Origin of the sequence: Micromonospora sp. NPDC051006 (genome assembly GCF_044456245.1) — a bacterium.
Classification (GTDB): domain Bacteria; phylum Actinomycetota; class Actinomycetes; order Mycobacteriales; family Micromonosporaceae; genus Micromonospora.
Window position 1 is genome coordinate 1 of record NZ_JBITFP010000009.1, and the last position, 13,098, is coordinate 13,098.

At 71.1% G+C, this 13,098-nt stretch carries 9 protein-coding genes and 1 riboswitch; of the genes, 6 read left to right on the top strand and 3 right to left on the bottom strand.

Going from position 1 to position 13,098, the window contains the following annotated elements; translation table 11 throughout:
• Together ACIBBA_RS16290 and ACIBBA_RS16295 are read left to right on the top strand one after the other, a co-directional pair.
• Positions 1 to 323: transposase (locus tag ACIBBA_RS16290; RefSeq protein WP_396697930.1), on the top strand; the 323-nt coding region annotated here is incomplete at its 5' end.
• A gap of 148 nt (positions 324 to 471) precedes the next feature.
• Complete coding sequence (locus ACIBBA_RS16295; RefSeq protein WP_396697932.1) at positions 472 to 1,674, top strand: IS110 family transposase; 1,203 nt, start codon at positions 472 to 474, stop codon at positions 1,672 to 1,674.
• 569 nt (positions 1,675 to 2,243) lie between these two features.
• On the opposite strand, the gene ACIBBA_RS16300 is transcribed toward ACIBBA_RS16295, so the two are convergent.
• On the bottom strand, positions 2,244 to 3,710 hold the full coding sequence (locus ACIBBA_RS16300; protein WP_396697934.1) for an NAD-dependent malic enzyme: 1,467 nt from the start codon (positions 3,708 to 3,710) through the stop codon (positions 2,244 to 2,246).
• 130 nt (positions 3,711 to 3,840) lie between these two features.
• Here ACIBBA_RS16300 and hflX point away from each other — a divergent pair, with 130 nt between their 5' ends.
• Complete coding sequence (gene hflX / locus ACIBBA_RS16305) at positions 3,841 to 5,334, top strand: GTPase HflX (RefSeq protein WP_396697936.1); 1,494 nt, start codon at positions 3,841 to 3,843, stop codon at positions 5,332 to 5,334.
• 50 nt (positions 5,335 to 5,384) lie between these two features.
• Entirely contained in the window at positions 5,385 to 7,022 is a 1,638-nt protein-coding gene (locus ACIBBA_RS16310) for a hypothetical protein (protein WP_396697938.1), read from the top strand.
• Positions 7,023 to 7,088: 66 nt separating this feature from the next.
• Here ACIBBA_RS16310 and lexA read toward each other — a convergent pair whose 3' ends face one another.
• Positions 7,089 to 7,874, bottom strand: coding sequence for a transcriptional repressor LexA (gene lexA / locus ACIBBA_RS16315; protein WP_396697940.1), 786 nt, complete (start codon positions 7,872 to 7,874; stop codon positions 7,089 to 7,091).
• Between the two features lie 642 nt (positions 7,875 to 8,516).
• Here lexA and nrdR point away from each other — a divergent pair.
• Entirely contained in the window at positions 8,517 to 9,017 is a 501-nt protein-coding gene (gene nrdR / locus ACIBBA_RS16320) for a transcriptional regulator NrdR (protein ID WP_396697942.1), read from the top strand.
• A gap of 66 nt (positions 9,018 to 9,083) precedes the next feature.
• Positions 9,084 to 11,972, top strand: coding sequence for a vitamin B12-dependent ribonucleotide reductase (locus ACIBBA_RS16325; RefSeq protein WP_396697944.1), 2,889 nt, complete (start codon positions 9,084 to 9,086; stop codon positions 11,970 to 11,972).
• Between the two features lie 133 nt (positions 11,973 to 12,105).
• Here ACIBBA_RS16325 and ACIBBA_RS16330 read toward each other — a convergent pair whose 3' ends face one another.
• Entirely contained in the window at positions 12,106 to 12,996 is an 891-nt protein-coding gene (locus ACIBBA_RS16330) for a bifunctional 5,10-methylenetetrahydrofolate dehydrogenase/5,10-methenyltetrahydrofolate cyclohydrolase (RefSeq protein ID WP_396697946.1), read from the bottom strand.
• Between the two features lie 19 nt (positions 12,997 to 13,015).
• Positions 13,016 to 13,097: riboswitch (ZMP/ZTP riboswitch) on the bottom strand.
• Between the last annotated feature and the right edge of the window lies 1 nt (position 13,098).

Sequence of the window (13,098 nt, forward strand, 5' to 3'; positions counted from 1 at the left end):
ACCCCGACCGGCTGCGCTCCGAAGCCGCCCTTGCCCACCTCTGCGGCGCCGCCCCGATCCCCGCAAGCTCCGGACGCACCGACCGCCACCGCCTCCACCGCGGCGGCGACCGAGCCGCCAACAACGCCCTCTACACCATCGCGCTAACCCGCATGCGCTACGACCCCCGCACCCGCGACTACGTGCAACGACGCACCAAACAAGGCCTCGCCAAGACAGACATCATGCGCTGCCTCATTGGGGGAGTATCGGTCCGCGATCTACCAAGGGGTCGTGGCTCCTCGGTGAGTGTCGGGGGACGGCTTCGTTGCCGCGCCGCTTGACGGCCAGTTTGAGTTCGGCCGCCCCTGACACACCGAGGCCTCCGGACCGGCGTCTAGGGACATGCCCCAGCGAGGGCCGAACAATGAGAATCCGGCACGGCGGGGCCTCGTCATCGGAGCCAACCGCGGGAGGACGAAGGACGCACCGATGTTCATCGGCTGGGACTGGGCCAGCACTACCCACGACATCACCGTGCTCGACCGAAAAGGCGCAATCGTTGATCGGTGGGCGCTGCCGCACACCGAGCAGGCCCTGGCCGCAGCACTCGGCCGGCTCGCTCGCCTCGGCAATCCCGCCGAACTGCCGGTGATCATCGAGCGCCCTGACGGGCTCGTCGTCGATCGGCTGCTCGCAGCAGGACATCCGGTCTTCCCCGTGCATCCCACCGCGTTCCACGCTGCACGTCCCCGCTGGGGCGCTTCCGGCGCCAAGTCCGACCCCGGCGACAGCTACAAACTCGCCGACTACTTACGCACCGACGGCCATCGCCTGCGCCGGCTGCAACCGACCGACCAGGGCCTGAGCGAACTGCAAAGCCTGACTCGGCTACGCGAAGACCACGTCCGCGCCCGCACCGCGGCCACGAACCAGCTCGCTGCACTGCTGGACGCACACTGGCCTGGACCCCGCAAACTCTTCCAATCCCTGGCCTCTCCCATCGCGTTGGCATTCCTCACCGACTACCCCACGCCTGAGGCCGCCCGGCGCCTGGGCGGAACCCGGATGAGCGCCTTCTTGCGCCGCAACTCCTACCGCGGCGGCAAGAAGGCCGACGAACTGCTGCAGCGGCTGCGCAACGCACCAACAACCCCAGCAGCACTGCCCGCAACCACCCTCGCCGCAATGATCCACGCCCAGGTCCAGCTGCTGCGCGCTCTGCAGGCCACCATCGCCCACTTGGAGAAGCTGATCAAGGAACTCATCGCAGTGCACCCACGAGCCCAGCTCCTCGCCGCTCTGCCCGGCGTTGGTCAGATCAACCTGGCACAACTACTCGCCGAGGTCGGACCGATCCTCATGCGCGTCGAGACCGCCGAACAGGCCGCCGCCGAATGCGGCACCACCCCCGTCACCAAAGCATCCGGCAAGGTCCGCGGGGTCTACTTTCGCTGGGCAGCCAACACCCGCGCCCGCACCGCCATCACAGCCTTCGCGCACAACGCCCGCCTGCAATCACCCTGGGCCGCCAAGCTCTACGCCGACGCTCGAGCACGCGGCAAACGCAACCCACACGCCATCCGCATCGTCGCCCGCGCCTGGCTGCGCGTCATCTGGGCCTGCTGGCACACCAACACGCCTTACAACCCCGCGCAGCACCGCGCCGCCCAGCCCTTCGCCACAACGACTTGACTCAGGGAACTCAAGCGATACATCGTCCGCGAGGTCCACACCGCGCTCATGGCCGACTTCACCGCCCTCAGCACCGCTTGACGTCCATAGGAGCATCCGGCAGCCTTCCCTGCCTGACCCGGCAGCTTCCCTGCCTGACCCGGCCGCTCTCCCTGCCTGACCCGGCCGCGCCGTGGATGATCAACTCCGTTTACGCCGACCTGGCGGTATCCCGGCGCGCCGCACACCGCGATGTCGCCGACATGGCGGTGCCACGCCCGTCAGCCGGCGGCGCGGCGTCACCCTCTCCGCAGCCTTTGCTCTGCTGAAGCAGAGGAAACACCCGGCGTCCGCCATCCGGACACCGGGTGTTGCCGTGGCTGAAGCAGAGCAAAGCGTGTGACGGCCGCCCCCTCCGGGGCGGTGCCGGGTGGCTTGCGTCTTCCAGTGGCAGGCGCCGGACGGGCCGTGCGTCCCAGAGGAGATGCCGGGCGGACCCTGCCAGCCGGGGGACGGCGCCACCCGGCGGAGGTGCCGGGCGGATCCGTGCCGCCCGGCGGGAACGCCGGGCGGCTGTGATGCCGGAACGGTCAGGGGGTCGCGGAGGCTCCGGCGGCGATCTCGGGGAGGTCGGCGGGGCCGGGGTCGGCGGCGGGCACCGGAGACGGGTTGTTGGCGGCGGCGCGGACCGCTGCCGCCACCGCCGGGGCGACCCGGGAGTCGAAGACGCTGGGCACGATCACCGTGGGGTTGATCTTCTCCTCGCCGACCACGTCGGCGATGGCCCGGGCGGCGGCGATCGCCATCTCCTCGGTGAACTCCTCGGCGTGCGCGTCCAGCATGCCGCGGAACACACCCGGGAAGGCCAGCACGTTGTTGATCTGGTTGGGCTGGTCCGACCGGCCGGTGGCGACGACCGCGGCGTACTTGCGCGCCTCGCGCGGGTCGACCTCCGGGTCCGGGTTGGCCAGCGCGAACACGATCGCGTCCTTGGCCATCCTGGCGATGTCGTCACCGGTGAGCAGGTTCGGCGCGCTCACCCCGATGAAGACGTCCGCGCCGTCGATCGCCCCGGGCAGGTCGCCGGAGTAGTTCTCCCTGTTGGTGTTGTCGGCGAGCCACTGCCAGGCCGGGTTCAGGTCGGTGAGCCCGCGGTGCAGGGCGCCCTGCCGGTCGTACGCGATGATGTCGCCGACGCCCTGGCGCAGCAGCAGCTTCATGATCGCGGTGCCGGCCGCGCCCGCGCCCGAGACGACCACCCGGACGTCCGCGAGCTGCTTGCCCACCACCCGCAGCGCGTTGGTCAGCGCGGCCAGCACGCAGATCGCGGTGCCGTGCTGGTCGTCGTGGAAGACCGGGATGTCCAGGGCCTCGCGCAGCCGGGCCTCGATCTCGAAGCACCGCGGCGCGGCGATGTCCTCCAGGTTGATCCCGCCGTACGCCGGTGCGATCGCCTTGACGATGGCGACGATCTCGTCGGTGTCCTGGGTGTCGAGCACCACCGGCCAGGCGTCCACCCCGCCGAAGCGCTTGAACAGCGCGGCCTTGCCCTCCATTACCGGCAGCGACGCGGCCGGCCCGAGGTTGCCCAGGCCCAGCACGGCCGAGCCGTCGCTGACCACGGCCACGGTGTTGCGCTTGATGGTCAGCCGCCGGGCGTCCGCGGGGTTCTCCGCGATCGCCATGCAGACCCGGGCCACGCCGGGGGTGTACGCCCGGGACAGCTCGTCTCGGGTGCGCAGCGCGACCTTCGGGGTGACCTCGATCTTGCCGCCCAGGTGCAGCAGGAAGGTCCGGTCGGAGACCTTGCGCACGTCCACGCCGTCGAGCGCGGTCAGCGCCTCGACGACCTGGTCGGCGTGCCCGGCGTCGGCGGTGTCGCAGGTGAGGTCGACGAGCACGTGCGTCGGGTCGGAGTCGACCACGTCCAGCGCGGTCACGATCGCGCCGGCCTCCCCGACGGAGGTGGTCAACCGCCCGATCGACGAGGCGTCCGCCGGTACGGCGATCCGGATCGTGATGGAGAATCCGGCACTCGGCAAGCGGGTGATGGCCACAGTGTTCCCTCCGTCAGCGCTGAGCGGCTCGACTCGCATTTCTACCCGCATGCCCAGCTCGGCCGGCATCCGACCCCGCTACCGGTGGGTACGGCCACGGGCATATAGCAGGTGCGTCGGGCGTTGCTACATGTCAGGATTGCTCAGTACCCGGCAGAACGGACAGGAGAACAGCTTGCGAGACCAGGACACCGTCGTCGCTCCCTTCGAGGACGAGGAGCTCGACGCCACCACCGGCGAGTTCGAGCTGTCGGAGCGGCAGGCGCTGCGTCGGGTCCCCGGCCTCTCCACCGAGCTCACCGACGTCACCGAGGTGGAATACCGCCAGCTCCGGCTGGAGCGGGTGGTGCTCGTCGGCGTCTGGACCGACGGCAGCCAGCGCGACGCCGAGAACTCGCTCGTCGAGCTGGCCGCGCTGGCCGAGACCGCCGGCTCCCAGGTGCTCGAGGGGCTCATCCAGCGGCGCAACCGACCCGACCCGGCCACCTACATCGGTCGCGGCAAGGTCGACGACCTGGGCTCGGTGGTGCTCGCCACCGGTGCCGACACGGTCATCTGTGACGGTGAGCTCTCCCCGTCCCAGCTGCGCAACCTGGAGCAGCGCACCAAGGTCAAGGTCGTCGACCGGACCGCGCTGATTCTCGACATCTTCGCCCAGCACGCCAAGAGCAAGGAAGGTAAGGCGCAGGTCGAGCTGGCCCAGCTCGAATACCTGCTGCCCCGGCTGCGCGGTTGGGGTGAGACGCTGTCCCGCCAGACCGGTGGTAGCGCCCGCGGCGGCGGCGCTGGCGGTGGCGTGGGTCTGCGTGGTCCCGGTGAGACCAAGCTGGAGACCGACCGGCGCCGGATCCGCACCCGCATCTCCCGGCTGCGCCGCGAGATCAAGGGCATGCGGACGGTACGCCAGACGAAGCGCTCCCGTCGCTCCCGTAACGCGATCCCCGCGGTGGCCATCGCCGGCTACACCAACGCCGGCAAGTCCAGCCTGCTCAACCGGCTGACCGGCGCGGGCGTGCTGGTCGAGAACGCGCTCTTCGCCACCCTCGACCCGACCACCCGCCGGGCCACCGCGGCCGACGGGCGGCTCTACACCCTCTCCGACACGGTCGGGTTCGTCCGGCATCTGCCGCACCAGATCGTCGAGGCGTTCCGCTCGACGCTGGAGGAGGTCGCCGAGGCCGACCTGGTGGTGCACGTGGTCGACGGCACCCACCCGGATCCGGAGGAGCAGGTCCGGGCGGTGCACGAGGTGCTCGCCGAGGTGGGCGCCGACCGGCTGCCCGAGCTGCTGGTGGTCAACAAGACCGACGCGGCCGACGAGGAGACCCTGCTGCGGTTGAAGCGGCTCTGGCCGGACGCGATCTTCGCCTCGGCCCGTTCCGGGCGCGGCATGGACGACCTGCGGGCCGCCGTCGAGGCGCGGTTGCCGCAGCCGGCGGTGGAGGTCCGGGCGGTACTGCCCTACGACCGCGGCGACCTGGTGGCCCGGGTGCACCGGCACGGCGAGGTGCTCAGCACCTCGCACCTGCCCGAGGGCACCCGGCTGCACGTGCGGGTCAACGAGGCGCTCGCCGCCGAGCTGGCTCCGTACGAGGAGGGCCGCGCGGTCCCGGCCGGGGCGTGAGCCGTACCGGCGTCACCCGCTGGAAACCTGGGACATGCGACACTGGCGCAATGCGCCGCGCTGTTTCCTCGGTCACGGTCGCCCTCGGAATGCTCGGGGCGACCGTGGCGTTCACCGGAGCCGCACTGGCGGCACCCGCCCCGGCCGCCCCCGCCCCCGAGCCCGTACCGGGCAAGAAGCGGTGCACGATCGCCGACGAGCGACTGCGTGAGCTCTCCGGTCTGGTGGCGACGAAGAGCGGCTACATCGTCATCAACGACGGCACCGAGATCGAGGCCCGCAAGCGGGTCTTCTACCTCGACACCAAGTGCAAGATCTCGAAGGACCCGGTCAGCTACTCCGGCGGGGGCCCGTTCGACACCGAGGACCTGGCGCTCTCTCCGGACGCCAAGACGCTCTGGATCGCCGACACCGGTGACAACGTCACGTCGAAGACCCGCCGCGAGCGGGTGGCGGTCTGGACCATGCCGGTCGCCGGCACCAAGCGGCCGGTGCTGCACCGCCTCTCCTACCCGGAGGGCAAGCCGCACGACGCCGAGGCGCTGCTGATCGGCGATGACAACAAGCCGCTGGTCATCACGAAGGTGACCTCCGGCAAGGCCGAGATCTACCGTCCGTCGGCCGCGCTCAAGAACGGCGACACCGACCCGGTGCCGATGGCGAAGGTCGGCGAGATCACGCTGCCCAAGACGCAGACGGAGAACCCGCTCAACACCTTCGGCCGGGTGGCGATCACCGGGGCCACCCGGTCGCCCGACGGCAGCAAGGTCGTGCTGCGGACCTACGCCGACGCCTTCGAGTACGACGTCGCCGGCGGTGACATCGTCGGGGCACTCACCACCGGCAAGCCCCGGGTGACACCGCTGACCGACCCGTTCGGCGAGGCGATCAGCTACTCGACCGACGGGAAGACCTTCCTCACCGTCTCCGACGGCGGGCAGTTCACCGAGGAAGACCCGGTCGACATCCTCAGCTACACCCCCTCCACCACCGGCGCGGTGCCGGTCTCCGACGAGGCGGCCGCCAAGTCGGCTGCCGGCCCGTCCTGGTTCAGCAGCCTCAGCCTGACCGATCTCACCTATCTGATCGCCGCCGTCGGCGCGGTCGGCGCGCTGCTGGTCGGCGCCGGCATCGTCGGCATCCTGCGGGCCCGGCGCAAGCCAGCCCCCGACGAGGGACCCGCTGGTTCGGAGCGCGACGACGACCTGCCCGGTGGCCGGGCGGACGACGACCGGGGCGTCCGTGGCGGGGTCTACGGCGGCGCCCCCGCGGGCGGCGGGGTCTACGGCGGCGGGCCGGGCCGCGGCCCTGCGGAGCCGGCCGGCGGTGGCGTCTACGGCGGTGGTCGACCTGGCGGCTCGGGTGGCGGTGGTCGACCGGCCGGCGGCTCAGGCGGCGTCTACGGCGGTGCCCGTCCGGCCGGCGGTGGTGGCGGTGGCGGCGTCTACGGCGGTGGGGGTTCCGGCGGGGGCCGCCCGCCCGCTGGCGGGCGTCCCGGCAACGGTGTGTACGGCGGCCAGCCGGCCCGAGGCGGCGGCTACGGCGGCGGTCGCGCGGAGCCGCCCCGGCGTGGTGGGCCCGATCCCGACTACCGGGGTCAGCGCGGTGGACGCCGGCGCGACGACGGGGATCCCTACGACCAGTACCCCGGTGGCGGGGGTCGCGCCTACCGCGGCGACCGTTACTGAGCCTCGCCCGCCCACTGGACGGCATGGCCCGGGTGACCGCCTGCTCGGCGGTCACCCGGGGCGGCGTCAGATCCGGCGCAGTACCGCGACGACCCGGCCCATGATGGTGGCGTCGTCGCCGGGGATCGGGTCGAAGGCCGGGTTCTGCGGCATCAGCCAAACGTGCCCGTCGCGACGGCGGTAGGTCTTGACGGTCGCCTCACCGTCGAGCATGGCGGCCACGATGTCGCCGGCCTCCGCGGTCGGCTGCTGGCGGACGACCACCCAGTCGCCGTCGCAGATCGCCGCGTCGAGCATCGAGTCGCCCTTGACCTGGAGCATGAAGACCTCGCCCTCGCCGACCAGCTCCCGGGGCAGCGGGAAGATGTCCTCCACCGCCTGCTCGGCGAGGATCGGCCCACCGGCGGCGATCCGGCCCAGCATCGGCACGTAGGCCGGGGCCGGACGCTGGGCGCGGGTCAGCTCGTCGTCGACGACGTCGCTGGGGGCGCGGACGTCGACCGCCCGGGGACGGTTGGGGTCACGCCGCAGGAAGCCCTTCTTCTCCAGCTCCTTGAGCTGGTAGGCGACGCTGGACGGCGAGACCAGGCCGACCGCCTCGCCGATCTCCCGGACGCTCGGCGGGTAGCCGTGGCGCTCCACCCAGGTGCGAATGAACTCCAGGATCCGCCGCTGCCGGGCGGTCAGGTCGACCGACGCGGGGTCGGGGAAGGCGCTGACCACCGGAGTGACCGGGCGCACGGCGGGCTGGCCCGTCCGGCTGCGCGCGGCGCTCCTGCGCCGAGTGGCCGGTGGACCCGCCTCGGCGATCTGCTGCGGGTTCTTCGGCCGGCTGGCCCGGTCCTCGGTCACGTCCGTCCTCCCTGGTCGGCGCTGGGTGCCTTGGCGGCTCGTGGTGCGTGCGGCGGTGCGGTTGTGCATGATGGTGCGCTGCGGGATGGTGCGGTGGCCGGTGCGGTGAGATCCGCCGCGACCGGTTGTTCTTGACCGTATAGGTGAGATCGGTCATTTTCAAACATCTGTACGACGTCTCACCGGCGTGTCGCGGCGAAAACCATTCCCCTCGTACGCCTGTTCTGGTAGATGGTACGTCGGTTGGTACGTGTGTTCGAAGCTTCGCCGCTCCGATCGGCCGCTCCGCCGGACGGTCGGGTGGGCTCGACCGGCCGGACGGTAACTCCGAGTGGGTCCGCCCGTTGGGCTTCCCGGCGGGTCGGTCACCGAGGCGCGGCCGGGTTGGGCGGGGCGGATCGGCCGAGGTGCCGGGTGACGCGCCGGACACGCCGGCCAACTTGACCCGGGTCCGTCGGCGACATACGGTCGACCCCTAGATGTAGTAGTCACATGGGCGTAAGTTGCCTATAGGTTGGGTCCGACTACCGACCGCACTCCCGTACAGTCGCACGGCGGGCGGCCATCCGAACGATGGCGCCGCCGTGGCCGATGGTGTCCGGGAGTGCCTGGTGCGGCAGCGGTCGATCAAGGAGGTCAGCGATGCGGTGTCCGTACTGCCGGCACGCCGACTCCCGGGTGGTCGACTCGCGGGAGGCCGACGACGGCCAGCTCATCCGGCGGCGACGGTCCTGCCCGGAGTGCGGCAAGCGGTTCACCACGGTGGAGGAGGCCGTCCTTGCGGTGGTCAAGCGCAGCGGGGTGACCGAGCCGTTCAGCCGGACGAAGATCATCGGCGGGGTGCGCAAGGCGTGCCAGGGCCGGCCGGTGGACGACGACTCGCTCGCGCTGCTCGCACAGCGCGTCGAGGAGACCGTGCGGGCCAAGGGCGCCGCCGAGATCCCCAGCCACGAGGTGGGGCTGGCGATCCTGGGCCCGCTGCGTGACCTGGACGAGATTGCCTACCTGCGGTTCGCCAGTGTCTACCGGTCCTTCGACTCGCTCGCCGACTTCGAGCGCGAGATCGAGACGCTGCGGGCCGCGGCCCGCGCTCGGGGAAGCAACGGGGCCGACGCGGTCGAGGCCGCCGGCCGTACCAGCTGAATTTTTGCGAGTTACTGACAGTCGGATCGCGCGGCCGTCGGCCGTGTGGACGAGGGGGCGGATGAGATGCCGGGGGATGGTGTGACAGCGAGCAGGTCACGGAGCAAGGCTGGCGCGGGCCTCAAGATCGAGCGGGTCTGGACGACGGAGGGGGTCCACCCGTACGACGAGGTCAGCTGGGAGCGCCGGGACGTCGTCATGACGAACTGGCGGGACGGCTCGATCAACTTCGAGCAGCGCGGGGTGGAGTTCCCCGAGTCGTGGAGCGTCAACGCGGCGAACATCGTGACCACCAAGTACTTCCGGGGTGCGGTGGGGACCCCGGAGCGGGAGTGGTCGCTCAAGCAGCTGATCGACCGGGTGGTCACCACCTACCGGACCGCCGGTGAGGAGTACGGCTACTTCGCCAACCCGGCGGACGCCGAGGTCTTCGCCCACGAGCTGACCTGGATGCTGCTCAACCAGGTGTTCAGCTTCAACTCGCCGGTCTGGTTCAACGTGGGCACGCCGTCGCCGCAGCAGGTCAGCGCGTGCTTCATCCTCGCGGTCGACGACTCGATGGACTCGATCCTCGACTGGTACAAGGAGGAGGGGCTGATCTTCAAGGGCGGCTCCGGCTCCGGGGTCAACCTGTCCCGGATCCGTTCCTCCAAGGAGCTGCTCTCCTCCGGCGGCACCGCCTCCGGCCCGGTGAGCTTCATGCGTGGCGCCGACGCCTCGGCCGGCACCATCAAGTCCGGTGGCGCCACCCGGCGGGCGGCCAAGATGGTCATCCTCGACGTGGACCACCCGGACATCGAGGAGTTCGTGGTCACCAAGGCGCGCGAAGAGGACAAGATCCGCGCCCTGCGTGACGCCGGGTTCGACATGGACCTCGGCGGCTCCGACATCGTCAGCGTGCAGTACCAGAACGCCAACAACTCGGTGCGGGTCTCCGACGAGTTCATGACGGCGGTGGAGAACGGCGGCGGCTTCGACCTGCGCGGCCGGCTGGACGGCTCGGTGATCAACACCATCGACGCCAAGAAGCTGTTCCGCACCATCTCCCAGGCCGCCTGGGAGTGCGCCGACCCCGGCCTGCAGTACGACGACACGATCAACGACTGGCACACCTGCCCGGAGACCGGGCGGATCACCGCGTCGAACCCGTGCTCGGAGTACCTGCACCTGGACAACTCCTCGTGCAACCTGGCCTCGCTGAACCTGATGAAGTTCCTCCGCGCCGACGGCAGCTTCGAGGTGGAGAAGTTCGTCAAGTCGGTCGAGTTCGTCATCACCGCGATGGACATCTCGATCTGCTTCGCCGACTTCCCGACCGAGAAGATCGGTGAGACCAGCCGGGCCTACCGGCAGCTCGGCATCGGCTACGCCAACCTCGGCGCCCTGCTGATGGCCTCCGGCATGCCGTACGACTCGGAGCAGGGCCGCTCGGTCGCCGCGGCGATCACCTCGCTGATGACCGGCACCGCCTACCGCCGCTCCGCCGAGCTGGCCGGCGTCGTCGGCCCGTACGACGGCTACGCCCGCAACGCGGAGCCGCACAAGCGGGTCATGCGCAAGCACGCCGCCGCCAACGACGAGATCAAGCCGGCCGGCACGGTGGCCACCGCCATCGTCCGCGAGGCGACCAAGCAGTGGACCCAGGGCAACAAGATCGGCGACAAGAACGGCTGGCGCAACTCGCAGGCCAGCGTCCTCGCGCCGACCGGCACCATCGGCTTCATGATGGACTGCGACACGACCGGCGTGGAGCCGGACCTGGCGCTGGTCAAGTTCAAGAAGCTGGTCGGTGGCGGCTCGATGCAGATCGTCAACCAGACCGTTCCGCGCGCGCTGCGCAGCCTCGGCTACCCCGAGGAGCAGGTCGAGGCGATCGTCGAGCACATCGCCGACCACGGCCACGTGGTGGACGCCCCCGGCCTCAAGCCGGAGCACTACCCGGTCTTCGACTGCGCGATGGGTGAGCGCTCCATCGCCCCGATGGGCCACGTGCGGATGATGGCGGCGATCCAGCCGTTCGTCTCCGGCGCCATCTCCAAGACGGTCAACATGCCCGAGGCGGCCACCGTCGAGGACGTCGAGAAGATCTACTTCGAGGGCTGGAAGCTCGGCCTCAAGGCGCTGGCGATCTACCGGGACAACTGCAAGGTCGGCCAGCCGCTCTCGGTGGCCAAGTCCAACAAGGCCACCGAGCCGGCCGCCGCCCCGGCCGCCCCGGCCGCGGTGGAGAAGGTCGTCGAGTACCGGCCGGTGCGCAAGCGGCTGCCGAAGAAGCGCCCGTCGGAGACGGTCTCCTTCTCCGTCGGCGGCGCCGAGGGCTACCTCACCGCGTCGTCCTACCCGGACGACGGCCTCGGCGAGGTCTTCCTCAAGATGTCCAAGCAGGGCTCCACCCTCGCCGGGGTGATGGACGCCTTCTCGGTGGCCATCTCGATCGGCCTCCAGTACGGCGTTCCGCTGGAGACGTACGTCAGCAAGTTCACCAACATGCGCTTCGAGCCGGCCGGTATGACCGATGACCCGGACGTGCGGATGGCCGCCTCGGTGATGGACTACATCTTCCGTCGGCTGGCGCTGGACTTCCTGCCCTACGAGCGCCGTGCGGAGCTGGGCATCTTCACCGCCAGCGAGCGGGCCGCCCAGCTGCGGGCCGAGGCCGAGGCGGAGAGCGCCGCGGTGACCGGTGCCGAGCTCACCGCGATGGCCTCGTCCGCTCCGGTCGAGACCAAGCCGGAGGAGCCGAAGACCGGCCCGGTCGCCCAGCCGGCCAAGGAGACCGTCGACATCGTCGCCGCCAAGCCGGCGCCGTCGGTCGGTTCCAGCACCGAACTGCTGGAGGCCGTGATCGGCAAGGCCGCCGACGCGCCGCTCTGCTTCACCTGCGGTACGAAGATGCGCCCGGCCGGCAGCTGCTACGTCTGTGAGGGCTGCGGCTCCACCAGCGGCTGCAGCTGACGTACGCACCGCATCACCCGCGAGCGCGGCAGGGACCACCTGCCGCGCTCGCGGCGTTTCCGGCCACTGGCCGCCAACCAGCGTCCCAGCCGGAGCGTGCTGCGACGCGGTCGAACGACAGCGACCGCCCGGCTTACTGGTTGGCGCGCTCGGCGGCGCGTACGGCGTTGCGGAACAGCATCGCGACGGTGGTCGGCCCGACCCCGCCGACCCGGGGGGTGATGGCGCCGGCGACCTCGGCGCAGGCCTCGTCCACGTCGGGCAGGAGGCGTCGCCCGTCGTAGCGGACGCCCGCGCCGATGACGACGGAACCGGGCTTGACGTGCTCGGGTCGGACGATGCCGGGTACGCCGGCGGCGGCGACGAGGATGTCGGCGCGGCGGGTGTAGCGCGGCCAGTCGGGGACGCCGGTGTGTACGACGGTGACCGCCGCGTTCGCGGTCGGGCGCTTCTGCGACAGCAGCATCGCCAGCGGCCGCCCGAGGGTGGCGCCGCGGCCGAGGATGACGACCTCACGGCCGGCGACGGGGATGTCGTGGTACGCCAGCAGCGCTTCGATGCCGGCGGGGGTGCACGGCAGCGGGCCGGGCACGCCGACGGCGAGCCGGCCCATGTTGAGCGGGTGCATGCCGTCGACGTCCTTGTCCGGGTCGATGGTCTGCAACGCCGCGTCGTAGTCCAGGTGCGCCGGCACGGGGTACTGCACGAGCAGCCCGTGCACGGCCGGGTCCGCGTTGAAGCGGGCGATGGCCCGGTGCAGGTCGGCCTGGGTGGCGGTGGCGGGCAGGTGCTCGTGCGGGGAGGCGAACCCGAGGGCGGCGGCCTGGCGCTGCTTGATGCCGATGTAGCGCGCGCTGGCGTCGTCGTCACCGACGAGGATGGTGGCCAGACTCGGGATGATTCCGCGGCCGGCCAGGCGGGCGGCAGCGGCGGAGGTCTCGGCCAGGACGGCCTCGGCGACGGGAGCGCCGGGCAGCAGCCGGGCCGGACCCAACGTGGTGATCTCGGTGGATGCGCTGGTCATCTGGGTAGGTGCTCCTCGGCGCGGGCGCCCAGGCGGTCGACGCCCGCGAGAGGCTCCCCGATGGTTCCACCATCCCTGTGCCGCCAGTCGCCGGTAGCTCGA

What these genes read in the sequence shown, in the direction of transcription:
- ACIBBA_RS16295 (WP_396697932.1), top strand. Translation starts at nt 472, where the DNA reads ATGTTCATCGGCTGGGACTGGGCCAGCACTACCCACGACATCACCGTG.
- hflX (WP_396697936.1), top strand. Translation starts at nt 3,841, where the DNA reads ATGTCAGGATTGCTCAGTACCCGGCAGAACGGACAGGAGAACAGCTTG.
- ACIBBA_RS16310 (WP_396697938.1), top strand. Translation starts at nt 5,385, where the DNA reads ATGCGCCGCGCTGTTTCCTCGGTCACGGTCGCCCTCGGAATGCTCGGG.
- nrdR (WP_396697942.1), top strand. Translation starts at nt 8,517, where the DNA reads ATGCGGTGTCCGTACTGCCGGCACGCCGACTCCCGGGTGGTCGACTCG.
- ACIBBA_RS16325 (WP_396697944.1), top strand. Translation starts at nt 9,084, where the DNA reads ATGCCGGGGGATGGTGTGACAGCGAGCAGGTCACGGAGCAAGGCTGGC.
- ACIBBA_RS16330 (WP_396697946.1), bottom strand. Translation starts at nt 12,996, where the DNA reads ATGACCAGCGCATCCACCGAGATCACCACGTTGGGTCCGGCCCGGCTG.